Source organism: Klebsiella sp. DY2415, assembly GCF_026314315.1.
Lineage (GTDB): Bacteria > Pseudomonadota > Gammaproteobacteria > Enterobacterales > Enterobacteriaceae > Klebsiella > Klebsiella ornithinolytica.
Genome location: NZ_CP111115.1, coordinates 4,753,719 through 4,779,716 on the forward strand (window position 1 = coordinate 4,753,719; position 25,998 = coordinate 4,779,716).

Here is a 25,998-nt window from a genome sequence, read left to right on the forward strand (position 1 = left end):
CGAAACCTATGGTTTCAACTGCCCAGACATCATTTTTTTCAGGTTCATTCACTGCGGTTGACTACAAGATGGGGTCGCCCACCGCTTCCTCAAGGGGGCAAGCAAAAAAATTTTTCACTTTCTTGCCGGGTAAAAAGACGAATAAACAAGGCCGACTGAATAAACCGGTAAAAAAGCGGCTTTTATCGATAGCACGCGTCCCGCCAGACGCCTCCGCGCCCGGCTGCCGATAGCGAACGATCGCCATTTATCCGCGCCAGCGTAAATTGGCGAAAAATACCCCGCCAGATCATAGACAGTTACCCTGCGCCTCATTATGATGCCGCGCCCCGTCACCGAGTGGCGGGGTAATGCTTCCCTTTCTAATCATTATTCTGAGGAATTATGGGCAACACTAAGTTGGCTAATCCGGCACCGCTGGGCCTTATGGGCTTCGGCATGACCACTATTCTGCTTAATCTGGCAAATAGCGGCCTGTTCGCGTTTGATGTAGCTATCCTGGCGATGGGCATTTTTTACGGCGGTATTGCGCAGATTTTCGCAGGCCTGCTGGAATTTAAAAAAGGCAATACCTTTGGTTTAACCGCTTTTACGTCCTACGGCGCCTTCTGGCTGACGTTGGTCGCTATTCTTCTCATGCCGAAAATGGGCCTGGCAGAAGCACCTGATGCGCACTTCCTCGGCATGTATCTCGGTCTGTGGGGAGTCTTCACGTTGTTTATGTTCTTCGGTACCCTGAAAGCCGCACGAATGCTGCAATTCGTTTTCCTCAGCCTGACCGTTCTGTTTGCGCTGCTGGCAATCGGTCACCTGGCAGATAATGAAGGTCTCGTAAAAATCGCGGGCTGGATTGGTTTAGTCTGCGGCGGTAGCGCTATTTATCTGGCGATGGGTGAAGTACTGAACGAACAGTTTGGTCGCACCGTACTGCCGATCGGCACACCTCATTGATAAAAAATACCCTCGTCCCGACGGGCGAGGGTATTGCTCGCAGAACGTTGCAGAACGTTAAGGCAGGCGCTGCAACTCCCCGCCGGCGGCAGCCACATCACGGTTCATCCCCTGGCGCAGCCAGATCCCTAATCCCAGCCCCATCAGCGAAAGCGCCAGCACGTACCATGCAGGTGCCATCGGCGAAACGCCCATCAGCATGGTCACGGCAATCGGCGTCAGACCGCCAAAAATGGCGTAAGAGACGTTATATGAGAAGGAAATGCCGGTAAAGCGAACCTCCGCCGGGAAAGCGCGCACCATGACGTAAGGTACGGCGCCCACAACCCCGACGCATAATCCCACCGTGCCATACAGCAGGAACAGCTGCTGTGGACTGCTGCCGGAAAGGTGATAGAACGCCCAGCTGGAGAGCGCCAGTAGCAAACTGCCGACGATGAACGTGCGGCTGGCGCCAAAACGATCCGCCGCCAGCCCTGCCAGCAGACAGCCGATGCAGAGCATAATGGTGGCAATACTGTTGGCCTGCAGGGTGATGGCCGGGGCAAAACCGTAGTGCTTTTGTAGCCAGACCGGTGACATCAGGATCACCACCACCACGCCGGCGGATAACAGCCAGGTCAGCAGCATGGAAACCACCACCTCTTTCTGGTGTTTCAGCACCACCGATTTGACCGGCAGCTCCTGTGCTAACGCCTTACGCTGCTGCATTTCGAGAAATATCGGCGTCTCCTGCAGCCAACGACGCAGATACATGGCCACCAGACCAAATACGCCGCCTAACAGGAAGGGAATACGCCAGCCGCCGTCGTGAATCCCCTGCGGCGTCAGGCTGGTATTAATCAGCGTCGCGACCACCGATCCCAGTAGAATGCCAACCGTCAGGCCCGCAGTGAGGGTGCCGCAGGCGATACCAATGCGCTTTTCCGGCACGTGTTCGGCGACAAAAACCCAGGCGCCGGGCACTTCCCCTCCGATAGCCGCCCCCTGCAGAATGCGCATCAGCAACAGCAGCAGCGGCGCGGCAATGCCTGTCGACGCGTAGGTCGGCAGCAGACCAATCGCCAGCGTCGGCAATGCCATCAGCAGAATGCTCAGGGTGAACATCTTCTTGCGCCCGACCAGATCGCCGAAGTGGGCCATAATAATGCCGCCCAGTGGACGCGCCAGGTAGCCCGCGGCAAAGATGCCGAAGGTCTGCACCTGACGCAGCCATTCCGGGATATCCGCCGGGAAGAACAGTTCGCCAACGACGGCGGCGAAGAAGACAAAGATAATGAAATCATAAAACTCCAGCGCGCCGCCAAGGGCGGCCAGCGTCAGGGTTTTATAATCTTGTCGATTCAGAGGTCGGGTATGTTGTGACATAACAAGCGATTCATCCAGAGGTGTGTAGGTGTCATCACGAAATGTGTAAAGTAAAAAACACTATATCGTAAATAAAACGGCACACCACCGACAATGCAGGTTATGTCAGGAAAGTATTAAATTCAGGATAAAGTTTCGCGCCTCGCGCTTTTTGGGCGAAAAGCCGCTACAACTTCCGCGTCTGTCTCCACATACGGCCCCTCCAGCAACTGTACACCATAAGGTACACTTGCGAAGATCCCGTGCACCAGAACCTTGCCGTCAGCATCTTTAACGCCTTCAAGGGTTTCCTGAATGGCTTTCGGCTGGCCCGGCAGATTCAAAATCAACGCCTGCTTGCGGATAACGCCAACCTGACGAGAAAGGATAGCCGTCGGAACGAAGTGTAGGCTAACCTGGCGCATTTGCTCACCAAATCCTGGCATAACGCGGTCGGCGACGGCCAGGGTGGCATCCGGCGTCACGTCGCGTCGGGCCGGACCGGTCCCGCCGGTAGTTAACACCAGATGGCAGGCCATCTCGTCAACCAGCTCACACAGCGTTTGTTCGATAATCACCTGTTCGTCAGGGATCAGACGGGTCTCGAGCTCAAAGGGGGTCGTCAGCGCACGCGCCAGCCACTCTTCAAGTGCCGGGATGCCTTTATCCTGATAGACGCCGCTGGAGGCGCGATCGGAAATGGAAACTAAGCCGATTCGTAAGGTATTCATCGTTATTCCGTTCAAACAGTACAATTAGACGGAATGATACACGCTGGAAGGAAATACAGACAGAGTTCAGGAGAAGTAGCGTGACCGGGAGCCCGGCCACGCCCAAATGATTACAGCAGGTCGCCGATCATTTTTTCCAGTTTTTCCTGGTCGATCGCAAACTTACGGATACCTTCCGCCAGCTTGTCCACCGCCATCGGATCCTGGTTGTGCTGCCACAGGAACTGGGCTTCGGTGATGCGTTCCGGACGCGCTTTTACTTCGCCGCTGAACGCCAGTTTACGCTCGATAGCCCCTTCGCTTTCCGCCAGCTCTTTCAGCAGAGCCGGAGCGATAGTCAGGCGATCGCAGCCGGCCAGCTCAAGGATTTCACCGACGTTACGGAAGCTTGCGCCCATCACGACAGTTTCATAACCGTGCTGCTTGTAGTACTCGTAGATCTCACTGACGGAAACGACGCCCGGATCTTCAGCCGGCGCGTACTCTTTCTTATCGGTGTTCGCTTTGTACCAGTCGAGAATACGACCAACGAACGGAGAGATCAGGAATACACCCGCTTCAGCACAAGCGCGAGCCTGAGCGAAGGAGAACAGCAGAGTCAGGTTACAGTTGATGCCTTCTTTTTCCAGCTGCTCGGCAGCGCAAATACCCTGCCAGGTGGAAGCCAGTTTAATCAGAATGCGATCGTTGCCGATGCCCGCATCGTTATACAGTTTGATGATGCGTTTCGCTTTCGCGATAGATGCCTGGGTGTCATACGAGAGGCGCGCATCAACTTCGGTCGAAATACGGCCTGGAATCAGCTTAAGAATTTCGAGACCAATGTTCACCGCCAGCTTATCGGAAGCATCGATAATCTGCTGAGCGCGATCGCTGCTCTGGCCGCGGGCCCACTCGACAGCGTCATCAATCAGCTTACGGTACTCAGGAATCTGAGCCGCGCCGAGGATCAAAGAAGGGTTAGTCGTGGCATCCTGAGGCTGATACAGCTTCATTGCCGCAATATCTCCGGTATCAGCTACGACAGTGGTGTACTGACGCAGAGAAGTCAATTTATCCGTCATGATAGTGTTTCTCTTAAACAGCAGTTAAGGGGATGTAACCGGTCTGCCAAGATGATAACACGCTGCATGTTCAGCGCAACTGCGGACCATGCAAGAGCGCAGAGTGTGATAAACTGGATGAATTAATTCTCTGAAAGCTAAGGGATTGTCACTGAATTGGTAACGCTTACACTAGCGTTCCGGCATGGACAAGAGGATGGTTAATGCCTGATTTTTTCTCTTTTATCAATGAAATACTCTGGGGCTCCGTAATGATTTATCTGTTACTGGGCGCCGGCATCTGGTTTACCTGGCGAACAAAATTCATTCAGTTTCGTTATGTTCGCCAGTTTGGGAAAAGTCTAAAGAAAAGCCTCCAGCCTCAGCCCGGCGGATTAACCTCTTTCCAGGCCCTGTGCACCAGCCTCGCGGCGCGCGTGGGCAGCGGCAACCTGGTCGGCGTCGCGCTGGCTATCTCCGCCGGCGGACCCGGCGCCGTCTTCTGGATGTGGGTTTCTGCGCTGCTCGGCATGGCCAGCAGCTTTGCCGAATGTTCTCTTGCCCAGCTCTACAAAGAACGCGATGCCCACGGGCAATTTCGCGGCGGCCCGGCCTGGTATATGTCCCGGGGTTTAGGAATGCGCTGGATGGGCATCGTGTTTTCTATCCTGCTCCTGCTGGCCTATGGGGTTATTTTTAACACCGTGCAGGCCAACTCCATCGCGAATGCGATGACCTATGCCTTTGACCTTCCCGCTATCGTTACCGGTTGCGCGCTGGCACTGGTGATCCTGCTGGTTATCGTGCGGGGTTTGCGGGGCGTGGCGAAGCTATTGCAGTGGATTGTGCCGCTGATGGCTCTGCTTTGGGTGACTACCAGCCTGCTGATTGGCCTCTGGCACATTACGGCGCTGCCGGCCATTTTCGAGTCCATTTTCCGCAGCGCGTTCGGCTGGCAGGAAGCCGCCGCCGGCGCAGTGGGCTATACCATCAGCCAGGCGCTGACCAGTGGTTTTCAGCGCGGTATGTTCTCGAACGAAGCGGGGATGGGGTCAACGCCTAACGCCGCGGCGGCAGCGGCTTCCTGGCCTCCGCATCCGGCGGCGCAGGGGATCGTGCAAATGATTGGCGTCCTCATCGATACGATAGTTATCTGTACCGCCAGCGCCGTCATTATCATGCTGGCGCCGCTGGACGACGCGGAAGATGCCGCGAACGGTATCCAGAGCATCCAGCACGCCATGACATCACTGGTCGGCGGCTGGGGGGCGGGATTCGTGGCGATCGTCGTGCTGCTCTTTGCCTTCAGTTCTATCGTCGCAAACTACATCTACGCTGAAAATAACCTGATATTTCTGCGCATTAACAGCCCTCGTCATATCTGGGCGCTGCGGATCCTCACTCTGGTCATGGTTATCGCCGGCACGCTGGTCGGTTTGCCGGTTGTCTGGCAGCTGGCGGATACCATTATGGCGCTGATGGCCATCACTAACCTGACCGCTATTTTACTGCTGTCGCCTACGGTACGGATCCTGGCCAGTGATTATCTCACCCAGCGACGACTGGGCGTACGACCGACCTTTGACGCCACGCGCTACCCGGAAATTAACCAGCAGCTGGCGCCTGGAGCCTGGGATGAAGTGCCGCGTGAATAGCGCGGCAATCGCAGCTATCGATCCCACCGCGCTCTTTTTTTGTTAAAGTCACGGAAAATTCCCTGCAAGGACCGGATATGCTGATTCTTATTTCACCTGCCAAAACGCTCGACTACCAAAGCCCGCTGGCCACAGCACGCTACACCCAGCCTGAACTTCTGGAGTATTCCCAGGAGCTGATCGGCGTCGCGCGCCGGCTCTCGGCGCCACAGATCGGCAAACTGATGAGCATCAGCGATAAGCTGGCGGATCTGAATGCGACCCGCTTTCATGACTGGCAGCCGGACTTCACGCCGCAAAACGCGCGCCAGGCCATTCTGGCTTTTAAAGGCGACGTTTATACCGGACTGCAGGCAGAAACCCTCAGCGAAGACGATTTCGATTTTGCCCAGCGACATTTGCGTATGCTTTCCGGCCTCTACGGCGTGCTGCGCCCGCTGGATCTGATGCAGCCCTATCGTCTGGAGATGGGCATTAAGCTGGAAAATAGCAAAGGCAAAGATCTCTACCAGTTCTGGGGCGAGGTGATTACCGATAAACTCAATCAGGCGCTGAAAGCTCAGGGAGACGATATCGTGATTAACCTGGCTTCTGACGAATACTTCCGGTCGGTGAAGACAAAACAGTTGCAGGGAAGAATCATTAAGCCCGTGTTCCTCGATGAGAAAAACGGCCAGTTTAAAGTGATCAGTTTCTATGCCAAAAAGGCGCGCGGGTTAATGAGCCGCTATATCATTGAAAACCGCTTAACCCAGCCTGAACAGCTAACCCGTTTCAACAGCGAAGGCTATTTCTTCGACGCCGAAGCCTCCGGTCAGAAAGATGAGATGGTCTTTAAACGCCACGAACGCTAATTCCCTTCCCGGCCGCCCTCATGGCGACCGGGAGGGAAGACTTAGTGATGGCGCCAGTCACGATCCGGGCCGCGGCCACGATCGTGGTCATCATGATGATCATGGCGATGCTCATCGTGCGCGCGCCAGTGGTTATCGCGCCAGTCATAATGACGGCCCCACCATTCGTGGTCGCGCCAGCGACCGCCGTCCCAGTAGTTACCGTAATTGTCGCGATCGCCAATTTGCAGTTTGACTGCCGGCACCAGCGTGATCTCCGATGCGTGAACCACAGCAGGAGCCACCAGCGACATCGAAAGCGCAAGGATCACAGACTTCAGCGTTGACATAGGTTTCCCCTTCATTAACAGTCCCCGCATGGGGGCGATAACCAAAGATTACCCCTGAGCAACGGCGCGGGTTATTCTCCGCAATCCTAATCTTTGCCCCCCGGCATTTATTGGTAATTCATCCATTTTCCCTGCCTTTTTTCTGCATAATTCCTCCTTTTTCGCCGATAAAAAAGCCGGGCGTAGAGGCCCGGCCTGAGAACATCGTGCGGCGAAAAAAGGCCGTTATGCTTTGCCCATCATCAGCTGGCGCAGCGCGGCGAAATCCGCCGGCAGATTATGCGACAGCAGCGGCAGGTCGGCGCGATCGGCCAGCTCTTTCGGCAGCGGCAGCGTCTCCTGGAGGATCTCTTCGACGCTCTCCTTGAATTTCGCCGGGTGCGCGGTACCGAGGAACAGACCGTATTCGCCCGGCTGCAGCTGGTCGCGCAGCGCGCGCCAGGCGATGGCGGCGTGCGGCTCTGAGGTGTAACCAATAGCTTTTAGCTCGCGCATCGCCTGTTTGGTGGTTTCATCGTCCACGGCGGCATAGCCCAGCTCGTTCAGACGCCAGATTTTGCGACGGAACAGCTCTTCCACGCGCGGCCAGTTGTTCGGCTGGCTGACGTCCATGGCGTTAGACAGCGTCGCCTGAGTCGCTTTCGGCGCCCAGTTGCCGTCCTGCAGGAAGCGCGGCACGGTATCATTGGCGTTGGTGGCGGCAATAAAGCGCTTAATCGGCAGCCCTAAAGACTTCGCCAGCAGACCGGCGGTCAGATCGCCAAAGTTACCGCTCGGTACGGAGATGACCAGCTGGTTGCGGGCTTCCTGCGGCAGCTGTGCGACCGCTTCGAAGTAGTAGCAAATCTGCGCCAGCAGACGACTGATATTGATGGAGTTCGCCGAGTTCAGGCCCAGAGCAACCTTCAGCTCTTCGTCGTCAAACGCCTGTTTCACCAACGCCTGGCAGGCGTCGAAATCGCCATCAATCGCCACGGTTTCAATGTTGCCGCCCAGGGTGCAGAACAGTTTTTCCTGCAGCGGGCTGATCTTGCCGCGCGGATACAGAATAACGACTTTGACATTCGGCAGGCCGTAAAACGCATGCGCAACTGCCGCGCCGGTATCACCGGAGGTGGCGGTCAGAATCGTCACCGGTTTGTCGCCGGCGATATGGGTCAACATCTGCGCCATAAAGCGGCCGCCGAAATCTTTAAACGCCAGCGTCGGGCCGTGGAACAGCTCCAGGCAGCCAATATCATCCTGCACCTTGCTGACCGGAGCCGGGAAGGTGAAAGCGGCGGCGATGCGCTCTTTGAGGATCTCCTGCGGGATCTCGTCGCCAATAAAGGCCGACAGAATTCTGGCGCTGCGGGAGGCCAAATCCATCTCCAGCATGTCGTCAATTTCAGTCAGGCTAAATTCCGGCAGATCGTGCGGAAAGAACAGCCCCTGTTGCTTGCCAAGCCCCTGCGTAACGGCCTGCGCAAAGCTGACCTGTTCGTTATGATCTTTTAAATTATAGAGTTTCATTGGTTATCCCACTACTCGTGCGCCCGCCGTATCCAGCCGGCAAATATGAACGAAGCCTTCCTGATTCTGCAGATAATGCGTGCCCAGCCAGTCCGCGACGCGCTGCGCGGTTTCCGGCTTATCGCATAGCGCAAACAGCGTCGGGCCGGAGCCTGAGATGCCGCACGCCTGCGCACCGATCTCCATCGCCGCCTGACGCGCTTCGCTGAAGCCCGGCAGCAGTTTGGTGCGATACGGTTCGGCAATTACATCTTTCATCAATTTCGCTGCCAGCTGCGGCTGGCGGGTGTAGCAGGCATGAATAAAGCCCGCCAGGTGACGACCGTGAGCGATACAGTCCTGGCGGCGATACTGCGCCGGGAGGATGGCACGCGCTTCCGCCGTCGAAACTTTAATTCCCGGATAAGCCAGCACCCACAGCCATTCGTCAAAACCCGGAACCTGCTGGCTGATGATGCCATTCTCTTCAATCATCAGCTGCATGCCGCCCAGGTAGCAGGGCGCAACGTTGTCATAGTGGATGCTGCCGGAAATGCGCCCTTCCATCTCCCCCATCAGCGCCAGCATGCGCATCTCATTCAGCGGCTTACCGCAGAATTCATTCATCGCCACCAGCGCGGCGACGACAGAACAGGCGCTGGAGCCGAGACCGGAACCAATCGGCATGTTTTTTTCCAGTACCATCGACACCGGAACCTTTTTGCCGATTTCCTGACAGAAACGCTCCCAGCACTGGTAAACAATGTTTTCCTGCGGCGCTGAGGGCAGCTTGCTGGCAAAGCGGCCAACGTTTTGCAGGCTGAAACTGTCCGCCGCCTCGACCGAAACGTTGTCCCCCAGCAGGGTGCCATCGACCGGCGTCACCGCCGCGCCCAGCACATCAAACCCGACGCTCATATTGGCACTGGAAGCCGGGGCATATACTTTGACCATCTTAAACTCCTAACTTCCATGACAGGGTGCGCAACAGGTCAGCAAACACACCGGCCGCCGTAACGTCGTTACCTGCACCATAGCCGCGTAGCACCAGCGGCAGCGGCTGATAATAATGGCTGTAAAAGGCCAGGGCGTTTTCACCATTTTTCACTTTGAACAGCGGATCGTTACCGTCAACGGCGGCAATTTTCACGCGACAGGTTCCATCCTCTTCGATGTTACCGACGTAACGCAAGACTTTACCTTCATCACGAGCCTGGGCAACCCGGGAAGCAAACTCGTTATCCAGCGAAGGCAAGCGTGCCATAAAGCTCTCAACGTCGCCGCTGGCATCAAATTGTGCAGGCAGTACCGGTTCGACGACAATGTCAGACAGCTCAAGCTCACGGCCGGTTTCACGAGCCAGAATCAGCAGCTTGCGCGCAACATCGACGCCTGAAAGATCGTCTCGCGGATCCGGTTCGGTATACCCCATCTCGCGCGCCAGCGTTGTTGCCTCGGAGAGGTTCATGCCCTCATCCAGCTTACCGAAAATAAACGACAGAGATCCGGAAAGAATACCGGAGAAGTGCAGCAGCTCATCGCCAGCGTTGAGCAGGTTTTGCAGGTTTTCAATTACCGGCAGACCGGCGCCAACGTTGGTGTCGTAGAGGAATTTGCGTCGCGAGCTGCTGGCGGCATGGCGCAGCTGATGGTAATAATCCAGCGAGGAGGTATTGGCCTTTTTGTTCGGCGTCACCACGTGGAAACCCTCGCGCAGGAAATCGGCGTACTGATCGGCGACCGCCTGACTGGAGGTACAGTCGACGATAACCGGGTTCAGCAAATGGTACTCTTTGACCAGACGAATCAGGCGGCCCAGGTTCAGAGACTCTTTCGCTTCGGCCAGCTCCGCGCGCCAGTTCTCGAGATTCAGCCCGTGCACGTTAGTCAGCAAGGCCTGTGAATTAGCCACGCCGCAGACGCGCAGGTCGATATGTTTGTTCTTCAGCCAGCCCTGCTGACGCTTGATCTGTTCAATCAGCGCGCCGCCGACGCCGCCGACGCCGATAACAAAGACCTCAATCACCTGATCGGTGTTGAACAGCATCTGGTGAGTTACGCGTACTCCGGTGGTCGCATCATCATTGCTGACCACCACGGAAATAGAACGCTCGGAAGAGCCCTGGGCAATCGCCACGATATTGATATTAGCGCGGGCCAGCGCGGCGAAGAACTTCGCCGAGATCCCGCGCAGCGTACGCATACCGTCGCCCACCACGGAGATGATCGCCAGACGATCCATGATCGACAGCGGCTCCAGCTGGCCCTCTTTCAGCTCCAGATAGAACTCATCTTCCATCACCCGTTTTGCGCGTGCACAGTCGCTCTGCGGTACGCAGAAACTGATGCTGTATTCCGATGACGACTGGGTAATCAGCACGACTGAAATTCCGGCGCGGGACATGGTGGCAAACACGCGGGCGGCCATACCGACCATGCCTTTCATCCCCGGACCGGAGACGTTAAACATCGCCATATTATTGAGGTTAGAAATGCCTTTGACCGGCAGACCGTCTTCATCAAGGCTGGCGCCGATCAGCGTGCCTGGCGCCTGTGGATTACCGGTATTCTTGATCAGGCAGGGAATCTGGAACTGAGCGATAGGAGCAATGGTGCGCGGATGCAGAACTTTCGCCCCGAAGTAGGAGAGCTCCATCGCTTCCTGATATGACATCGACTTCAGCAGACGCGCATCGGGAACCTGACGCGGGTCGCAGGTATATACCCCATCGACGTCGGTCCAGATTTCACAACAGTCGGCGCGCAGGCAGGCGGCCAGCACGGCAGCAGAGTAGTCTGAGCCATTGCGTCCCAGCACCACCAGCTCCCCTTTTTCGTTCCCGGCGGTAAACCCGGCCATCAGCACCATATGGTCGGCCGGAATTTGGCTGGCGGTAATGCGGCGAGTCGATTCAGCGATATCGACAGTGGATTCGAGGTAATGGCCAACGGCCAGCAGTTTTTCGACGGGATTTATCACGCTAACTTTGTGCCCGCGAGCTTCCAGCAGGCCCGCCATGACGGCGATAGATAGCTTCTCACCGCGGCAAATCAGCGCGGCGTTGACGCTATCCGGGCACTGACCAAGCAGGCTGATACCGTGCAGCACGTGTTTAATCTGGGCAAACTCTTGCGCGACAACGGCTTTCAGCTGTGCCAGCGGGAACCCCGGTTGCGCGTCGGCGAGGCCCTGCAGCAGTTCAGCAAAAATGCGTTCAGCGTCGGAGATATTGGTGAGCGCGTCCTGGCCGCCGATGGTTTTTTCAATCATCGCAACCAGATGGTTGGTAATTTTCGCCGGGGCAGACAGGACGGTTGCTACCTGCCCCTGCCTGGCATTGCTCTCCAGAATATCGGCAACCCGCAGAAAACGTTCTGCATTTGCCACTGATGTACCGCCGAACTTCAACACGCGCATGGTTGTTACCCCTAGATTTTTTGTCGAAAAAAAAGCCCGCACTGTTCAGGTGCGGGCTTTTTTCTGTGTTTCCTGTACGCGTCAGCCCGCACCGTTACCTGTGGTAATGGTGATGGTGATAATGGTTGTCATCATGCTGATGCGTTTCATGGATGTTGTGTACTCTGTAATTTTTATCTGTCTGTGTCCTGTGCCTATATTGGTTAAAGTATCTGCCGGTTTAAGTCAACGAATTTTTACATTTCACCCGCTACGCTGCTGCGGGCCAATGCGCCACAATGACCTGACAATTCACCTGAATTTTCGATACGCAGCGCTTGATACTGGCAGATATAACCATACTTAAAACTTATAGCAGAACTTTACTCTGGCAGGTTTTTTTCAATATCGTGTAGTAATCGGTGCAACATTGCCGTGTCTCGCTGCTCTAAAAGCCCAATTCGCTGCTGGAGCCAGTCGGTCAGTTTGAGGTCTTCAGCCACGCCCAGTCGGGTCAATAAATCGAGCGCCCGCAGACGTAATGCCTGCAGCTGATTTTCATCGACGCCGGCAGAAACGGCCGACGTCTGCTGAACCAACGCGCTCAATTGATAGCAATAAACCATCACCGACTGCCCTAAGTTAAGCGAAGGATAGTCGGCCACCATCGGCACGCCGGTCAGCACATCAGCCAAGGCCAGCTCTTCGTTAGTCAGCCCGGAATCTTCCCGACCAAATACCAGCGCCGCATGGTTCATCCACCCGGCTTTCTCCGCCATCAGCGGCAGCAGCTGCTGCGGCGTGGCGTAGTAATGGAAGCGTGCCCGGCTGCGGGCCGTTGTCGCAACGGTAAAGTCAACGTCATGCAGCGCCTGTTCCAGCGTTGGATAAGTGCTTATGTTATCGAGAATATCTCCGGATCCATGCGCAACCCAACGCGCCGCAGGCTGAAGGTGGGCATCGCTGTCAACGATACGCAGGTCGCGAAAACCCATCGTTTTCATCGCGCGTGCCGCCGCGCCAACGTTTTCTGCCCTGGCCGGGGCGACTAATACAATAGATACGTGCATGGTGGCTCTCTTCTACTCTCTCACGCGGCGAAAATGAAAAGCATCCCCATTTTACGCGGCGAAAATTTACAAATTTGCAACAAAAATCACTAAAATTGCGCGTTATTACCCATAAAAAAGCCTAAACTGTTTCCAACGAACCACGGGACGGAGTATGTTAACAGAACGCATTTATCCATATGTTTGCCAATGATATTTGTCGCAACCGCGCTGAACGGTCATTGGATTCAACATGTTTATCAATTTACCAGCGCAACCATTTGAGCTGTGTAAGATTTGTGACTATAAATAGCATTTTAATGCAATGATTTCACAAGACTGTTAACGTGCTACAATTGAATTTGATATATGTCAACGAAGCGTAGTTTTATGGGGTGTTCAGCCTCTCTTAGCCTGTTATATTGCTGTTAAAATGGTTAGGATGACAGCCGTTTTTGACACCGTCGGGTCCAGAGGGAAAGTACCCACGACCAAGCTAATGATGTTGTTGACGTTGATGGAAAGTGCATCAAGAACGCAATTACGTACTTTAGTCATGTTACGCCGGGCATGTTAATTTGCGACATGTACCAGGCAGGTCAGGGACTTTGGTACTTCCTGTTTCGATTTAGTTGGCAATTTAGGTAGCAAACATGCAGACCCCGCACATTCTTATCGTTGAAGACGAGTTGGTAACACGCAACACGTTAAAAAGTATTTTCGAAGCAGAAGGTTATGATGTGTTCGAAGCGACCGATGGCGCGGAAATGCATCAGATCCTGTCTGAAAATGATATCAACCTGGTGATCATGGATATCAACCTGCCAGGTAAAAATGGTCTCCTGTTAGCGCGTGAACTGCGTGAACAGGCTGACGTCGCGCTGATGTTCCTTACCGGCCGCGATAACGAAGTTGATAAGATTCTGGGCCTCGAAATCGGCGCTGATGACTATATCACTAAACCGTTCAACCCTCGTGAACTGACTATTCGCGCACGCAACCTCCTCTCCCGTACCATGAATCTGGGTACCGTGAGCGAAGAGCGTCGCAGCGTAGAAAGCTACAAGTTCAACGGCTGGGAACTGGATATCAATAGCCGTTCGCTGGTCAGCCCAAATGGTGAGCAGTACAAGCTGCCGCGCAGTGAATTCCGCGCGATGCTGCACTTCTGCGAGAACCCGGGCAAGATCCAGTCACGTGCTGAACTGCTGAAGAAAATGACCGGCCGTGAGCTTAAGCCGCACGACCGTACCGTTGACGTGACCATCCGTCGCATTCGTAAGCATTTCGAATCTACTCCGGATACGCCGGAAATCATCGCCACGATTCACGGCGAAGGTTATCGCTTCTGCGGTGACCTGCAGGAATAACATTCGTTTTCCTGCTCCCGCAACGTAAAAACGGCGCTTAATGCGCCGTTTTTTTATGTGCGAATCAGATGCCACGATGCGCCGCGTTATTTATTCCACGGCATGATAGGCACGGCGCTGAGCGCATTCTTCGGCGAACCGTCAACGACTTTATCCGAATAGCTGAGGTAGATCAGCGCATTACGTTTGCTATCGTAAAAACGGACCACCTGCAGCTTTTTAAACACCAGCGAAGTACGTTTCTGGAAAACCACGTCGCCCTGCGACTTACCGTTTTTGATTTTATCGTTCAGTTCGATCGGCCCTACCTGCTGGCAAGAAATTGCCGCATCTGACGTATCTTCCGCCAGACCCAGACCGCCCTTAATCCCGCCGGTTTTCGCCCGGCTGATATAGCACGTTACGTTCTGAACATCCGGATCGTCGAAAGCCTCAACGACGATTTTATGATCCGGACCAAAGAATTTGAATACGGTATCGACGGAGCCAATTTGTTCCGCCTGCGCAACCTGACATCCCGCCAGTAAAAGCAGCCCCGCAACTAACCTCTTGTATTTCATATTGTTACCATTTTCTTAAAATTTTGCTAAGTGATGATTATAGACTCAGCGGAAAAGGTTTATAGATCACAGCGTTACCAAAACAGCTAAAAAACTTGCTGACAAATCGCATTTATAAGCAAAAAAAACACTGAATGCTAAAACATCAAAAAATGCTATTATCCGCTACCTTAGTAGCAGGCACCTGAGTTTAAGGATGAGGACATTTTATGGATCAAGCAGGGATTATTCGCGATCTCCTTAGCTGGCTGGAAGGTCACCTGGATCAACCGCTCTCACTAGATAATGTGGCAGCCAAGGCGGGTTATTCCAAGTGGCATTTGCAAAGAATGTTTAAAGACGTGACCGGCCAAGCCATCGGTGCCTATATTCGCGCTCGCCGTTTATCCAAATCAGCGGTCGCCCTGCGCCTGACCGCCCGCCCGATTCTCGACATTGCGCTACAGTATCGTTTCGACTCGCAGCAGACCTTCACCCGCGCGTTTAAAAAGCAGTTTTCGTTAACGCCGGCGCTGTACCGCCGCTCTCCTGACTGGAGCTCTTACGGGATGCGTCCCCCGCTGCGCCTGGGTGAATTCACAATGCCGCAGCATGAGTTTGTCACCCTGAGCAATACCCAGCTGATTGGCATCACTCAGAGTTACACCTGCAAGCTGGAGGAGATCTCCGACTTCCGTAACCAGATGCGCGTTCAGTTCTGGCGTGATTTCCTCGGCAATTCACCGTCGATTCCGCCTACGCTGTACGGTCTGCATGAACCGCGTCCTAGTCTCGAGAAAGATGACGAGCAAGAGGTCTTCTACACCACTGCGCTGACGCCGGAGATGGCCAACGGCCACCTGCACAACTCCCATCCGATAATTCTGGAAGGCGGCGAGTATGTGATGTTCACTTATGAAGGGTTAGGAAGCGGACTGCAGGAGTTTATCCTGACGGTGTATGGCACCTGCATGCCAATGCTGAACCTTACCCGCCGCAAGGGTCTGGATATCGAACGCTTCTTCCCTGAGGATGAAAGCCGGGATCAAGAAACGCCGATTCAGCTGCGTTGCGAATACCTGATCCCGATTCGTCGTTAACGCTGCAGTTCATCCATCGCGGGGGCGTCAAGATGCGACACATCCCCCGCGGTTTCCACGACCCAGCCCGATGCCAGCCACAGACTCTGCTGATAATCAACGCGAGAAATTGAGCAGTTACGCAGACGCAGGCGGCGTTCCGCGTGTGCCGGCAGCCCCAGAATCGTACTGACCAGACAGCCCAGCGCAATACCGTGACTCACCAGCAGCGGCCGGCTTCCGGCAGGCAGTTCCAGGCAGGACGCCAGCGCCGCGTGCATACGCTCGCTCAGCTCCAGCATCGACTCCCCCTGCGGGATACGGCCGTCCGGGGTCCCATCAACCAACCGGCGACGCCACTCTTCTTCTTCCTCGCTTAACGAGTCGATATGACGTTTCTCAAGAACCCCCATATCCAGCTCACGCAGCCGTGAATCAAGGATGACATCGCAACCGCAGGCTTCCGCGATAATCTCTGCCGTCCGGCGCGTACGCCCCAAATCGCTGGCAATGATATGCGTAATGCCTAACGTTCTGGCGCGTTCGCCGACCTGCCAGGCCTGGCGCTCGCCGTGAGGGGTTAACGGGCTGTCTGACTGGCCCTGAATGCGCCGCTCGGCGTTCCACTGCGTTTCGCCATGGCGAACAAGGTGTACCTGTAACATGCTATTTTTCCGTTCTGTGCTCTTCACAATTTCGGTTGCCGGCGTCGCGCGCTGCAACGAAAACGATTTGGAGTATACTGCGATGACGTAAATTTATTCTGAGTTGTTTGATTATGCACCATGTTGTCTCAGCTACCACTAATCCCGCCAAAATTCAGGCAATTCTACAGGCTTTTAACGAGATCTTCGGCGAAGGATCCTGCCACATTGAGTCCATCTCCGTCGAGAGTGGTGTGCCGGAACAACCGTTTGGTAACGAGGAAACGCGTGCTGGCGCACGAAACAGGGTCGCCAATGCGCGCGCCGTGCAGCCAAATGCTGACTTCTGGGTGGCCATTGAAGCCGGGATCGATGAGGGCAGCACCTTTAGCTGGGTAGTGATCGAGGATCGTCATCAGCGCGGCGAAGCGCGCTCGGCGACGCTGCCGCTGCCGGCGGTGATTCTGGAAAAAGTGCGTGCCGGGGAAGCACTAGGGCCGGTGATGTCACAACATACCGGCATCGATGAAATTGGTCGTAAAGAAGGGGCTATCGGCGTCTTTACCGCCGGGAAGCTCACGCGCAGCAGCGTCTACCACCAGGCGGTAGTACTGGCATTAAGCCCGTTCCATAACCTTATTTACCGTTAAGCAGCGCCTGCTCCAGCCACTGCCGTAGCTCGGGTGGCGCTGATTTCAGACTGTTAGAGCCACGGGTAATGGTGGCAATTCCGGCGCCGAGCTCGCTTTTCAGCTCGCGCTGGCTCATCTCGCCACGCAGCAACTCTTCAATAATCCGTACGCGCGTGCCCAGCGCCTCGCGCTCGTCGGGCGTCAGCATTAATTGCAGCAATGGCAGATGCAGATCGTCGGCGTACGCCTGCTGGAGTAACGCCACAAAGCGAAGCCATTCCTGATGACGCTGTTCGGCTACAGCCGCTGAATAAGGGGATTGTTGGGTCATGTTACGCCGCCATGTTGAGACAGGCGACCAAGGCCGCCTGTCGGATGTACTCATTAACGAGTACAAAGCATAACATACTCCGGTCAATACTCTATGGCTTTCGCGTAACAGCGCGGCGTTCAGCCCGTTTTGTCACGCGTAATCTGCTGAGCATCAGTAACGCTGCTGCCACTCCGCATCGCTCAGCATGGACGCTTTCTGTCCCATAAAGTAACGGTAATAGGCATCGTAGGAGAGTACGTTCTTCACATAACCCCGCGTTTCCGAGAACGGAATACTCTCGATAAACGCCACCGCATCGATGCGCCCGGCGCTATTACCCTGCCAGGTTCGCACCCGCCCCGGACCGGCGTTGTAGGCCGCGGAAGCATAAATGCGGTTATTGCCAAACTGCTGGTATACATACTGCAGATAGCTAGTGCCAATATTGATATTGGTCTCGGGATCCAGCAGTTGCGACGGACTGCTGTAGCCTGGGATACTGAACATACTCACCGTATGGGTCGCCGTACCCGGCATGATTTGCATCAGGCCGCTGGCGCCAACCGGAGAACGGACTTTCGGGTTCCACGCGCTCTCCTGGCGAGCAATCGCCATCGCATAGCTCTGCGGAATGGCTTTGCCGCTGATATAACGCGCGAAGAGATCGTTGTAGGCCAGCGGGAAACGTTCCTCCAGCTGATCCCACAGCTTCCCGGCGATGGTTGCCTGTACGCTGAGATCCCACCAGTGCTGGTTGAAGGCATAGCGCGCCAGCTGCGCCTGCTGCTCTTTCGTCCGGCTGGTCACCAGATTTGCCCATTCGCTGCGGGCGGTGTTGTCCATATTCCAGTACATCAGCTCGCGTACCCGAGCCATTTCCGGCCCGGAGGTCAGCGCAGGATCGAGATTCTCTGGCGCTTTATCGATCCGGAAGGTGAAATCCTCTCCCAGACGCTGGGCGGCAATCATCGGGTAGAAACCACGCTGCTGCATCAACGAACGGAGAATCGCTTTTGCTTCGTCATCGCGCCCGCGTTCCAGCAGCAGATCCGCCTGCCAATAGCGCCACTCATCTTTCTCTTTCGCCTCCATCGGCAGGCGGGCCAGCCAGGTATTCAACCCGTGGCGATCCCCGGCGCCCAGCGCCATTCGCACCCGGCGCTCAACTAGCGCGGTGGATTGCGAACGCATAATAGCGTCATCGCGCCAGACGGCCTGCTCTTCGGTCACATCGTTGCCCATCAGGCGCCAGGCAACGATATCCCGCAGCTCCTGGGTTTGATCTTCATTCAGCTTCTGTGCCTGCACCAATGACGGAATCATCAGCCGGGCGTTTTCGACGTCCTGGCGCGCCACGCTGGCGAAGGCCACCGCCGCCATCTGGCGGGTAAAGTCCGTCGCGCCAGTGGTGCGGGCAAAGGTCATGACGGTATTCGGATCGTTTGCCAGCGCCACAACCGCTGACGAAATCGTCTGGTATTCAGGCGGCATCTGCTGGGCCAGCACGCTGACCAGACCGGTGTTACCCGCCTTCATTGCCAGGCGAATACGCTCAAGATATGCCAACGGATCCTGCTTGCCGGAAGAACGCCAGGCGCTAAACAGCGCGTCGCAGGCATTAGGTTGGCTTTTACCGGTCAGCCACAGCGCTTTCGCGCCGTCCCAGGCTTCCTGCGCCTGGCCCACGCTCAGCTTCGCGTAGTAGTAATTACATTGCGCTTCGGTGCTGGTGGGTTTTTCCGGGCTGAACGCCAGCAGTCCGCTCCAGTCGGTACGGCGCGCCAGCTCGTTAACAAAGCGCGATTTCAGGGTGCGCGCCGGCGGCAGCGTCGGGTTCGCTTCAATGAAGTTTTTCACCACCAGCGCCGGCTGGTTCATCAGATCGTCGGTGATCTGCCGGTACTGAAGGTAGGGGTACAGCGGATAGGTGGTCAGCGTTGGCATAAGCTGTTCGACAACGGACATCTGTCGGCTATCCCATGCCTGCTTAATTTGAGCGTAGCGGCTGCGCTGTTCATCCAGTGAATCCGCATGTGCCAACTGGCTGAGCGTCAGCAGACTCACGCTGGCCGCCAGAAGACGCCATGCCATCGTTTTGGCTTTTTCCACAAGCTCTTCCTCTGTTAAAAGTACATCTCACTACATCAGAGCAGCATCATGCCGCTTTTTAAATGTCCCGGTGTCGCTATAGATATGCTAACCAGACAACGCCAAACGTGCCACGTCCTGGACATTTTTTTACTCTTCTGTGAATCCCATCGCCTCTCTGGGCTTAACGCGTGAAAAAGGCTACACTTCGCCTTTGAAAACTATTCATCAAAATAAAAGAGGCGAAGTCCACCGTGGCTCAATTCGTTTATACCATGCATCGTGTCGGCAAAGTGGTTCCGCCGAAACGTCATATTTTGAAAAATATCTCCCTGAGCTTCTTCCCTGGCGCGAAGATCGGCGTTCTCGGTCTTAACGGTGCCGGTAAATCTACCCTGTTACGTATTATGGCCGGCATCGATACCGACATCGAAGGCGAAGCCCGTCCGCAGCCTGGCCTGAAAATTGGCTATCTGCCGCAGGAGCCGCAGCTCAACCCGGAGCAGACCGTACGTGAGTCGGTAGAAGAAGCGGTAGCCGAAGTGGTTAACGCGCTGAAAGGCCTGGATGAGGTGTATGCCAAATACGCTGAGCCAGATGCCGACTTCGATAAACTCGCGGCGCAGCAGGGCAAGTTTGAAGAGATCATTCAGGCTCACGACGGTCATAACCTGAACGTGCAGCTGGAACGTGCGGCCGATGCCCTGCGTCTGCCGGACTGGGAGGCGAAAATCGCCAACCTGTCCGGTGGTGAACGCCGCCGCGTGGCGCTGTGCCGCCTGCTGCTGGAAAAACCAGACATGCTGCTGCTCGACGAACCGACCAACCACCTGGATGCTGAATCCGTGGCCTGGCTGGAACGCTTCCTGCATGACTTCGAAGGGACCGTCGTGGCGATTACCCACGACCGTTACTTCCTCGATAACGTGGCTGGCTGGATCCTCGAACTGGACCGCGGCGAAGGGATTCCGTGGGAAGGGAACTACTCCTCCTGGCTGGAGCAGAAAGATCAGCGTCTGGCGCAGGAAGCCTCTCAGGAAGCGGCGCGCCGTAAATCCATCGAGAAAGAGCTGGAGTGGGTACGCCAGGGCGCGAAAGGCCGTCAGTCTAAGGGCAAGGCCCGTCTGGCGCGCTTTGAAGAGCTTAATAACGTCGAATACCAGAAGCGTAACGAAACCAACGAACTGTTTATTCCGCCTGGAGCCCGTCTGGGAGATAAAGTTGTTGAAGTCAGCAACCTGCGTAAGTCTTACGGCGACCGCGTGCTGATTGACGATCTGACCTTCTCGGTACCGAAAGGGGCAATCGTCGGGATTATCGGCCCTAACGGCGCCGGTAAATCGACCCTGTTCCGCATGATGTCCGGTCAGGAACAGCCTGATGCCGGTTCCATCACCCTGGGTGAAACCGTGAAGCTGGCTTCCGTCGATCAGTTCCGCGACGCGATGGATAACAGCAAAACCGTCTGGGAAGAAGTCTCCGGCGGGCTGGATATCATGAAGATCGGCAACACCGAAATGCCTAGCCGCGCCTACGTCGGTCGCTTTAACTTTAAAGGCGTCGACCAGGGTAAACGCGTGGGCGAACTCTCCGGCGGTGAGCGCGGTCGTCTGCACCTCGCGAAGCTGCTGCAGGTTGGCGGTAACGTGCTGCTGCTCGATGAACCGACCAACGACCTGGATATCGAAACCCTGCGCGCGTTAGAAAACGCCCTGCTGGAGTTCCCGGGCTGCGCGATGGTTATCTCGCACGACCGTTGGTTCCTCGACCGTATCGCGACCCACATTCTGGATTACCAGGATGAAGGTAAAGTCGAATTCTTCGAAGGTAACTTCACCGAGTACGAAGAGTATAAGAAACGCACCCTCGGCGCCGATGCGCTGGAGCCAAAGCGAATCAAGTACAAGCGTATTGCGAAGTAATAAAAACGGGTGGCCCAGGCCACCCGTTTTTTTATGCTCAGCGCGCGCCAGAACTCTCCAGGCAGTAGTTAGCCCGGTTCACCCATCAGCTGCTTGACCAGATCAACGCAGCGCAGAAAGCGCGTGTCGTAATCCGACTCTTTCACATGCACAAAGTCGATCTCATTCTCTTTGAGCAGCGACACCAGCAGCGTCTGGAACTCCTTGCGATCCACCGAGCTACCGAGGCTACGTAAGCCGTCGGCAACCCACGGCGTATTGTTCTCCAGCAGAATCACCAGGTCAAAACGGTACTCGTCGATCAGCGCCTGAACGAAGGGGTGCTCGCGCCCTTCATACTTCAGGCAAAATGCCTGGGTGCTGACGAAATCGGTGTCGATAAACGCCACCTTATTGGCATATTTAACCGCGAAATCAATATACTGCGCGTGGCCAAGCGCAATTTTGTCATAGTCGGAATACTGCAGCGCCATCTCATCGCCGCCGAGGTGCGAGAAGACGTAATCGCGACCATACTCCCAGGCGCTGGTGGTGTTAAAGATATTCGCGAGCTTATTGACCAGCGTCGATTTCCCGCTCGATTCGCCGCCCAGAATCGCCACCGTACGTACAAAGAACGGTTTCACTTCCGTCGGGATGTACTCCCAGTAGCGGAACGGGTTTTCACGGATCTGCCCGCCGCTGATGCTCATAAAGGTGCGTTTCGGATCGATCAGCACGGTTTCGATCGCCAGATGCTGCCGATATTGCTGCGCATCGGCCTCTTCCGAGGTGTAGATCCAGTTCGGCTGGATCCCTTTATCGCTCATAAATGCGCGGATCCCGCGGCTCCAGACGTCCCAGCCGTGGGGATAAGGTTCCATCCCCTCTTCATTAAACGCATGGATACGGATATTTTTCTGATATTTGAAGGTTTGCAGCAGCCAGCGCAGACGATCGGATACCGTCGGCTGTTGCGACATCGCGCTGTCTTCAAACAGCTGACGATCGCGCGTATCGTCGTAACCCATGATGATATGCAGCTCATCCACCTGGCTACAGGCGCGCTGAATCAGATAGATATGCCCGGTGTGCAGCGGATAGAACTTCCCAAATACCACGCCGACGCTCTTTTGCCGACGCGGGAATTCCAGGCCAAGAAAACGGTGCAGGGCTTCCAGCTTCTGCGCGCTTGGGCTTTTGATTTTGGCATTCAGCAGCTGGCTCAAATAGCCTTTGGTCATTCCGCTGGCTTCCGCGACCTGTTGCAGCGTACAGCCCTTTTGCTTAATCGCGGTTTTGAGATAGTCGAAAGATGACACAAGAGCCTCCTGCTTTAGCAAAACTGAAGAAATACCCTGTTGCGGCCGGCAGACGGACGAAGCACGATGAACCGAGGCAACTCAGTCGTTCATACGGACCCACGCAGCCAGCCCCTCTGCCGCCGGACAGGCGGCGGGTATTTAATTATAAGTCGTCAAACACGCTTAGCGCGTCTGAAAGCTTTTTCACACCAAAGATTTGCATCCCTTCTGGTGCTTTTTTCGGCACGTTGGCCGCCGGGACGATGGCGCGACGAAAACCATGTTTCGCCGCCTCGGAGATGCGCTCCTGGCCGCTGGGCACCGGGCGGATTTCGCCGGACAGCCCCACTTCACCAAATACCACCAGATCGTGCGGCAGCGGACGATCGCGCAGGCTGGAAACCATGGCCAGCAGCAGCGCCAGGTCAGCGCTGGTTTCCGCCACCTTCACCCCGCCGACAACGTTAACAAAAACATCCTGATCGGCCATCTGCAGACCGCCGTGACGGTGCAGAACCGCCAGCAGAATCGCCAGGCGGTTCTGCTCCAGCCCTACCGCAACGCGACGCGGGTTAGACATCATTGAATGGTCGACCAGCGCCTGAATCTCCACCAGCAGAGGACGAGTGCCCTCCCAGACCACCATCACCGAGCTGCCGGAAGTCACTTCATCGCCGCGGCTGAGAAAAATCGCCGAAGGGTTGCTGATTTCACGCAGCCCCTGCTCGGTCATCGCGAACACCCCCAGCTCATTCACCGCGCCAAAGCGGTTTTTATGGCTGCGCAGGGTACGAAAGCGAGAATCGGCATCGCCATCCAGCAGCACCGAGCAGTCAATACAGTGCTCCAGCACCTTCGGCCCGGCCAGCGAGCCATCTTTGGTCACATGACCTACCATGATGATCGCTACATCGCGCGTTTTCGCAAAACGCGTCAGATAGGCCGCCGTTTCGCGTACCTGGGCGACGCTGCCCGGCGACGACTGAACGTCAGCCATATGCATCACCTGGATCGAGTCGATAACCATCAGCTGCGGCTTTTCGTCATCGGCTATCTGGCAGATTTGTTCAATGCTGGTCTCGGAGAGCATATTGAGATTAGCGGTCGGCAACCCCAGGCGGTGAGCGCGCATCGCTACCTGCTGCAACGACTCTTCCCCGGTTACGTACAGCGTTTTCATGTTTTCCGACAGTCGGCACAGCGTCTGCAGCAGCAGCGTCGATTTACCCGCCCCCGGACTGCCGCCAATCAGAATTGCGCTGCCCGGCACCACGCCACCGCCGAGCACGCGGTCAAACTCTTTAAAACCGGTGGAGAAACGCGGTAGCGCCTCGAGGCTAATCTCCGACAGTTTTTGTACCTTCGACGCACCGGCATTCCCGGCGTAGCCCGTCAGACGCTCGTTTCTCGCCACCTGCGGCGAAGCGGCAATACGCACCTCGGTGATGGTATTCCAGGCATGACAGGCGCTGCACTGCCCCTGCCAGCGCGGGTAATCCGCACCACATTCATTACAGACAAATGCGCGTTTTGGAGCTTTCGCCACGTGTTACCTCTTACTTTTGATTCATGCTGCCTGAGAGAATACAGAAGACGCCCATCAGATCAGCGTGACGGATTGTCACTTCCGCCTGTTCATTCACTTTTGGCTTAGCATGATACGCGATCCCCAGCCCCGCCGCTTTGATCATCGGTAGATCGTTGGCGCCATCGCCGATCGCCACGGTCTGCGCCGGCGGGATTGCATATTTTTCCGCCAGTTTTCTCAGCGTGGCGGCTTTATATTTGGCATCGACAATATCGCCGATGACGTTCCCGGTCAGCTTGCCGTCCATAATCTCCAGCTCATTAGCGACCACGGCGTCAAGATGCAGCTTGTCGCGCAGGTATTCGGCGAAGAAGGTGAATCCGCCGGAGGCAATCGCGACTTTCCAGCCCAGGGTCTCCAGCTTCAGCACCAGTTGCGCCAGCCCCGGCATCAGCGGGAGCGATTCGCGCACCTGCAGCAAAATATTGGCATCGGCATCTTTCAATGTCGCCACCCGCTGACGCAGGCTGGCGGTGAAATCCAGCTCGCCGCGCATCGCACGTTCGGTCACTTCCGACACCATTTCGCCGGTTCCGGCCAGTTTGGCGATTTCGTCAATGCACTCGATTTGAATCGCCGTGGAGTCCATATCCATCACCAGCAGCCCAGGCGTACGCAGATGCGGAATTTTCCCCAGCGGGGCGACATCCAGCCCCGCTTCGTGCGCCAGCCGGGTTGCCCGCAGCGTCAGAGAGCCCGCCAGACGAATAACCTGATAATCTTCGACAACCCAGGAGGCAACGATAACCAGCGCGGCACCCAGCTCACGCTGCCAGGCGGTCAGCCGGCGTTTATCAAGGCCGCGTCCGTAGAGCAGCCAGCCGCTGCGTCCGGCATGGTAATCCAGCGGCATGACCTCATCACCGCTCAGCGAAAGCGGTAATCCAGGCCACAGGGAAACATCTTCGGGCAGATCGCACCAGGTCAAACTGTTTGGCATTACGGCTCCACATTTCTTTATTCAGGCCAGGAAAATAACGCATGAGGCTACCTTGTAACCAGCGCTTCTGGCAACATTAAGCTGTAAATATTAAAGGTGGAATATGGTACGCGCAAAACTGAAATTCCGACTGCATCGCGCCGTCATTGTTCTTATCTGCCTCGCGCTTCTCGTTGCCCTGATGCAGGGAGCGTCGTGGTTCAGCCAGAACAGCCAAAAGCAACGTAATCCACAGTTAGAAGAACTGGCTCGCACCCTTGCGCAGCAGGTTACGCTGAATCTGGCGCCAATGATGCGCAGCGAGACCCCTGATGAAAAACGGATCGGTGAGCTGCTGGAGCTGCTCACCCGCCAGAGCCGGGTCCTTGATGCCGGAGTCTATGATGACCAGGGCGATCTGGTCGCCCGCTCGGGCGAAGGGGTCAACGTGCGCGACAGGCTGGCGCTGGACGGCAAAAAAGCGGGGGGTTACTTCAATCAGCAGATCGTGGAGCCGATTCAGGGTAAAAACGGGCCGCTGGGCTACCTGCGTCTGACGCTGGATACCCATACGTTAGCCACCGAGGCGAAACAGGTGGATAATACCACCAATATTTTACGTCTGATGCTACTGCTGTCGCTGGCCATCGGCGTGGTGCTGACCCGCACGCTGCTGCAGGGCAAGCGCACCCGCTGGCAGCAATCGCCCTTCCTGCTCACTGCCAATAAGCCGGTGCAGGACGAAGACAAAGATGAATAAGAATAAGGAAATCG

The 25,998-nt window shown here is 55.8% G+C and carries 26 protein-coding genes and 1 other annotated feature; of the genes, 8 read left to right on the forward strand and 18 right to left on the reverse strand.

Features of this window, described 5'->3' with window-relative positions; genetic code table 11:
- Nucleotides 1–61 precede the first annotated feature (61 nt).
- Nucleotides 62–247 (reverse strand): hypothetical protein, encoded by a 186-nt coding sequence (locus OQV00_RS22540; RefSeq protein ID WP_032716548.1) that lies wholly within the window; start codon nt 245–247, stop codon nt 62–64.
- A gap of 137 nt (nt 248–384) precedes the next feature.
- On the opposite strand from OQV00_RS22540, the gene satP reads away from it, so the two are divergent.
- Nucleotides 385–951 carry an acetate uptake transporter gene (gene satP / locus OQV00_RS22545; RefSeq protein WP_266279449.1) on the forward strand — a complete coding sequence of 189 codons (567 nt, stop codon included), beginning with the start codon at nt 385–387 and terminating at the stop codon, nt 949–951.
- 57 nt (nt 952–1,008) lie between these two features.
- Here satP and OQV00_RS22550 read toward each other — a convergent pair whose 3' ends face one another.
- From OQV00_RS22550 to tal, 3 genes are all read right to left on the reverse strand, one after another.
- Nucleotides 1,009–2,319: an MFS transporter gene (locus OQV00_RS22550; protein ID WP_032716547.1), complete on the reverse strand. Its 1,311-nt coding sequence runs from the start codon at nt 2,317–2,319 to the stop codon at nt 1,009–1,011.
- Between the two features lie 122 nt (nt 2,320–2,441).
- Nucleotides 2,442–3,029 (reverse strand): molybdopterin adenylyltransferase, encoded by a 588-nt coding sequence (mog, locus tag OQV00_RS22555; protein WP_266279452.1) that lies wholly within the window; start codon nt 3,027–3,029, stop codon nt 2,442–2,444.
- Between the two features lie 110 nt (nt 3,030–3,139).
- Nucleotides 3,140–4,093 carry a transaldolase gene (tal, locus tag OQV00_RS22560; protein WP_004857701.1) on the reverse strand — a complete coding sequence of 318 codons (954 nt, stop codon included), beginning with the start codon at nt 4,091–4,093 and terminating at the stop codon, nt 3,140–3,142.
- A gap of 203 nt (nt 4,094–4,296) precedes the next feature.
- Between tal and OQV00_RS22565 the strand changes: the two genes are divergently transcribed.
- The gene (locus OQV00_RS22565) at nt 4,297–5,727 is read left to right on the forward strand and encodes an alanine/glycine:cation symporter family protein (RefSeq protein WP_015585184.1); all 1,431 of its coding nucleotides are present in this window, start codon (nt 4,297–4,299) and stop codon (nt 5,725–5,727) included.
- Between the two features lie 77 nt (nt 5,728–5,804).
- Nucleotides 5,805–6,581 carry a peroxide stress protein YaaA gene (gene yaaA / locus OQV00_RS22570; protein ID WP_004857698.1) on the forward strand — a complete coding sequence of 259 codons (777 nt, stop codon included), beginning with the start codon at nt 5,805–5,807 and terminating at the stop codon, nt 6,579–6,581.
- A gap of 41 nt (nt 6,582–6,622) precedes the next feature.
- Here the strand turns inward: yaaA and OQV00_RS22575 are convergent, their stop codons facing one another.
- The 7 genes from OQV00_RS22575 to yjjY form a co-directional block, all read right to left on the reverse strand.
- On the reverse strand, nt 6,623–6,910 hold the full coding sequence (locus OQV00_RS22575) for a DUF2502 domain-containing protein (protein ID WP_032716546.1): 288 nt from the start codon (nt 6,908–6,910) through the stop codon (nt 6,623–6,625).
- Between the two features lie 225 nt (nt 6,911–7,135).
- Complete coding sequence (gene thrC / locus OQV00_RS22580; protein ID WP_004857695.1) at nt 7,136–8,422, reverse strand: threonine synthase; 1,287 nt, start codon at nt 8,420–8,422, stop codon at nt 7,136–7,138.
- Between the two features lie 3 nt (nt 8,423–8,425).
- Nucleotides 8,426–9,355 (reverse strand): homoserine kinase, encoded by a 930-nt coding sequence (gene thrB, locus OQV00_RS22585; protein ID WP_004857693.1) that lies wholly within the window; start codon nt 9,353–9,355, stop codon nt 8,426–8,428.
- Nucleotide 9,356: 1 nt separating this feature from the next.
- The gene (thrA, locus tag OQV00_RS22590; RefSeq protein ID WP_004857691.1) at nt 9,357–11,819 is read right to left on the reverse strand and encodes a bifunctional aspartate kinase/homoserine dehydrogenase I; all 2,463 of its coding nucleotides are present in this window, start codon (nt 11,817–11,819) and stop codon (nt 9,357–9,359) included.
- Nucleotides 11,820–11,844: 25 nt separating this feature from the next.
- Nucleotides 11,845–11,962: a sequence feature (Thr leader region), on the reverse strand.
- The gene (gene thrL / locus OQV00_RS22595) at nt 11,901–11,969 is read right to left on the reverse strand and encodes a thr operon leader peptide (RefSeq protein ID WP_071824685.1); all 69 of its coding nucleotides are present in this window, start codon (nt 11,967–11,969) and stop codon (nt 11,901–11,903) included. It overlaps the preceding feature by 62 nt.
- A gap of 212 nt (nt 11,970–12,181) precedes the next feature.
- Nucleotides 12,182–12,868, reverse strand: coding sequence for a tRNA/rRNA methyltransferase (locus OQV00_RS22600; RefSeq protein ID WP_004857688.1), 687 nt, complete (start codon nt 12,866–12,868; stop codon nt 12,182–12,184).
- A 396-nt stretch (nt 12,869–13,264) separates the two neighbouring features.
- The gene (yjjY, locus tag OQV00_RS22605) at nt 13,265–13,405 is read right to left on the reverse strand and encodes a YjjY family protein (RefSeq protein WP_049268126.1); all 141 of its coding nucleotides are present in this window, start codon (nt 13,403–13,405) and stop codon (nt 13,265–13,267) included.
- Between the two features lie 95 nt (nt 13,406–13,500).
- Here yjjY and arcA point away from each other — a divergent pair, with 95 nt between their 5' ends.
- Nucleotides 13,501–14,217, forward strand: coding sequence for a two-component system response regulator ArcA (arcA, locus tag OQV00_RS22610; RefSeq protein ID WP_002887843.1), 717 nt, complete (start codon nt 13,501–13,503; stop codon nt 14,215–14,217).
- 86 nt (nt 14,218–14,303) lie between these two features.
- Here arcA and creA read toward each other — a convergent pair whose 3' ends face one another.
- Complete coding sequence (gene creA / locus OQV00_RS22615; protein WP_004857687.1) at nt 14,304–14,777, reverse strand: protein CreA; 474 nt, start codon at nt 14,775–14,777, stop codon at nt 14,304–14,306.
- A gap of 209 nt (nt 14,778–14,986) precedes the next feature.
- Here creA and robA point away from each other — a divergent pair, with 209 nt between their 5' ends.
- Complete coding sequence (robA, locus tag OQV00_RS22620; RefSeq protein WP_004857685.1) at nt 14,987–15,856, forward strand: MDR efflux pump AcrAB transcriptional activator RobA; 870 nt, start codon at nt 14,987–14,989, stop codon at nt 15,854–15,856.
- Here the strand turns inward: robA and gpmB are convergent.
- Nucleotides 15,853–16,500 carry a 2,3-diphosphoglycerate-dependent phosphoglycerate mutase GpmB gene (gene gpmB / locus OQV00_RS22625; protein ID WP_004857683.1) on the reverse strand — a complete coding sequence of 216 codons (648 nt, stop codon included), beginning with the start codon at nt 16,498–16,500 and terminating at the stop codon, nt 15,853–15,855. The genes robA and gpmB overlap by 4 nt on opposite strands.
- A 113-nt stretch (nt 16,501–16,613) precedes the next feature.
- On the opposite strand from gpmB, the gene yjjX reads away from it, so the two are divergent.
- Nucleotides 16,614–17,129, forward strand: coding sequence for an inosine/xanthosine triphosphatase (gene yjjX, locus OQV00_RS22630; RefSeq protein ID WP_004857681.1), 516 nt, complete (start codon nt 16,614–16,616; stop codon nt 17,127–17,129).
- Here the strand turns inward: yjjX and trpR are convergent.
- Together trpR and sltY are read right to left on the reverse strand one after the other, a co-directional pair.
- Nucleotides 17,116–17,442, reverse strand: coding sequence for a trp operon repressor (trpR, locus tag OQV00_RS22635; protein ID WP_015585187.1), 327 nt, complete (start codon nt 17,440–17,442; stop codon nt 17,116–17,118). The two genes, yjjX and trpR, sit on opposite strands and share 14 nt — an antisense overlap.
- 153 nt (nt 17,443–17,595) lie before the next feature.
- A complete protein-coding gene (sltY, locus tag OQV00_RS22640) occupies nt 17,596–19,533 on the reverse strand; it encodes a murein transglycosylase (RefSeq protein WP_004857677.1) in 1,938 nt (645 codons plus the stop codon).
- A 233-nt stretch (nt 19,534–19,766) separates the two neighbouring features.
- On the opposite strand from sltY, the gene ettA reads away from it, so the two are divergent.
- A complete protein-coding gene (gene ettA / locus OQV00_RS22645) occupies nt 19,767–21,434 on the forward strand; it encodes an energy-dependent translational throttle protein EttA (RefSeq protein WP_004857675.1) in 1,668 nt (555 codons plus the stop codon).
- A gap of 68 nt (nt 21,435–21,502) precedes the next feature.
- On the opposite strand, the gene nadR is transcribed toward ettA, so the two are convergent.
- The 3 genes from nadR to serB form a co-directional block, all read right to left on the reverse strand.
- Nucleotides 21,503–22,735: a multifunctional transcriptional regulator/nicotinamide-nucleotide adenylyltransferase/ribosylnicotinamide kinase NadR gene (gene nadR / locus OQV00_RS22650; protein WP_004857673.1), complete on the reverse strand. Its 1,233-nt coding sequence runs from the start codon at nt 22,733–22,735 to the stop codon at nt 21,503–21,505.
- Nucleotides 22,736–22,880: 145 nt separating this feature from the next.
- On the reverse strand, nt 22,881–24,263 hold the full coding sequence (gene radA / locus OQV00_RS22655; protein ID WP_004857671.1) for a DNA repair protein RadA: 1,383 nt from the start codon (nt 24,261–24,263) through the stop codon (nt 22,881–22,883).
- 10 nt (nt 24,264–24,273) lie between these two features.
- Nucleotides 24,274–25,245: a phosphoserine phosphatase gene (gene serB, locus OQV00_RS22660; protein ID WP_004857669.1), complete on the reverse strand. Its 972-nt coding sequence runs from the start codon at nt 25,243–25,245 to the stop codon at nt 24,274–24,276.
- Between the two features lie 103 nt (nt 25,246–25,348).
- On the opposite strand from serB, the gene OQV00_RS22665 reads away from it, so the two are divergent.
- Nucleotides 25,349–25,984: a YtjB family periplasmic protein gene (locus OQV00_RS22665; RefSeq protein WP_004857667.1), complete on the forward strand. Its 636-nt coding sequence runs from the start codon at nt 25,349–25,351 to the stop codon at nt 25,982–25,984.
- The last annotated feature ends 14 nt before the right edge of the window (nt 25,985–25,998 follow it).

Excerpts from the sequence above, each read along its gene's own strand:
- OQV00_RS22540 (WP_032716548.1), bottom strand. The coding sequence starts at position 247 with ATGGCGATCGTTCGCTATCGGCAGCCGGGCGCGGAGGCGTCTGGCGGG.
- satP (WP_266279449.1), top strand. The coding sequence starts at position 385 with ATGGGCAACACTAAGTTGGCTAATCCGGCACCGCTGGGCCTTATGGGC.
- OQV00_RS22550 (WP_032716547.1), bottom strand. The coding sequence starts at position 2,319 with ATGTCACAACATACCCGACCTCTGAATCGACAAGATTATAAAACCCTG.
- mog (WP_266279452.1), bottom strand. The coding sequence starts at position 3,029 with ATGAATACCTTACGAATCGGCTTAGTTTCCATTTCCGATCGCGCCTCC.
- tal (WP_004857701.1), bottom strand. The coding sequence starts at position 4,093 with ATGACGGATAAATTGACTTCTCTGCGTCAGTACACCACTGTCGTAGCT.
- OQV00_RS22565 (WP_015585184.1), top strand. The coding sequence starts at position 4,297 with ATGCCTGATTTTTTCTCTTTTATCAATGAAATACTCTGGGGCTCCGTA.
- yaaA (WP_004857698.1), top strand. The coding sequence starts at position 5,805 with ATGCTGATTCTTATTTCACCTGCCAAAACGCTCGACTACCAAAGCCCG.
- OQV00_RS22575 (WP_032716546.1), bottom strand. The coding sequence starts at position 6,910 with ATGTCAACGCTGAAGTCTGTGATCCTTGCGCTTTCGATGTCGCTGGTG.
- thrC (WP_004857695.1), bottom strand. The coding sequence starts at position 8,422 with ATGAAACTCTATAATTTAAAAGATCATAACGAACAGGTCAGCTTTGCG.
- thrB (WP_004857693.1), bottom strand. The coding sequence starts at position 9,355 with ATGGTCAAAGTATATGCCCCGGCTTCCAGTGCCAATATGAGCGTCGGG.
- thrA (WP_004857691.1), bottom strand. The coding sequence starts at position 11,819 with ATGCGCGTGTTGAAGTTCGGCGGTACATCAGTGGCAAATGCAGAACGT.
- OQV00_RS22600 (WP_004857688.1), bottom strand. The coding sequence starts at position 12,868 with ATGCACGTATCTATTGTATTAGTCGCCCCGGCCAGGGCAGAAAACGTT.
- yjjY (WP_049268126.1), bottom strand. The coding sequence starts at position 13,405 with ATGACTAAAGTACGTAATTGCGTTCTTGATGCACTTTCCATCAACGTC.
- arcA (WP_002887843.1), top strand. The coding sequence starts at position 13,501 with ATGCAGACCCCGCACATTCTTATCGTTGAAGACGAGTTGGTAACACGC.
- creA (WP_004857687.1), bottom strand. The coding sequence starts at position 14,777 with ATGAAATACAAGAGGTTAGTTGCGGGGCTGCTTTTACTGGCGGGATGT.
- robA (WP_004857685.1), top strand. The coding sequence starts at position 14,987 with ATGGATCAAGCAGGGATTATTCGCGATCTCCTTAGCTGGCTGGAAGGT.
- gpmB (WP_004857683.1), bottom strand. The coding sequence starts at position 16,500 with ATGTTACAGGTACACCTTGTTCGCCATGGCGAAACGCAGTGGAACGCC.
- yjjX (WP_004857681.1), top strand. The coding sequence starts at position 16,614 with ATGCACCATGTTGTCTCAGCTACCACTAATCCCGCCAAAATTCAGGCA.
- trpR (WP_015585187.1), bottom strand. The coding sequence starts at position 17,442 with ATGACCCAACAATCCCCTTATTCAGCGGCTGTAGCCGAACAGCGTCAT.
- serB (WP_004857669.1), bottom strand. The coding sequence starts at position 25,245 with ATGCCAAACAGTTTGACCTGGTGCGATCTGCCCGAAGATGTTTCCCTG.
- OQV00_RS22665 (WP_004857667.1), top strand. The coding sequence starts at position 25,349 with ATGGTACGCGCAAAACTGAAATTCCGACTGCATCGCGCCGTCATTGTT.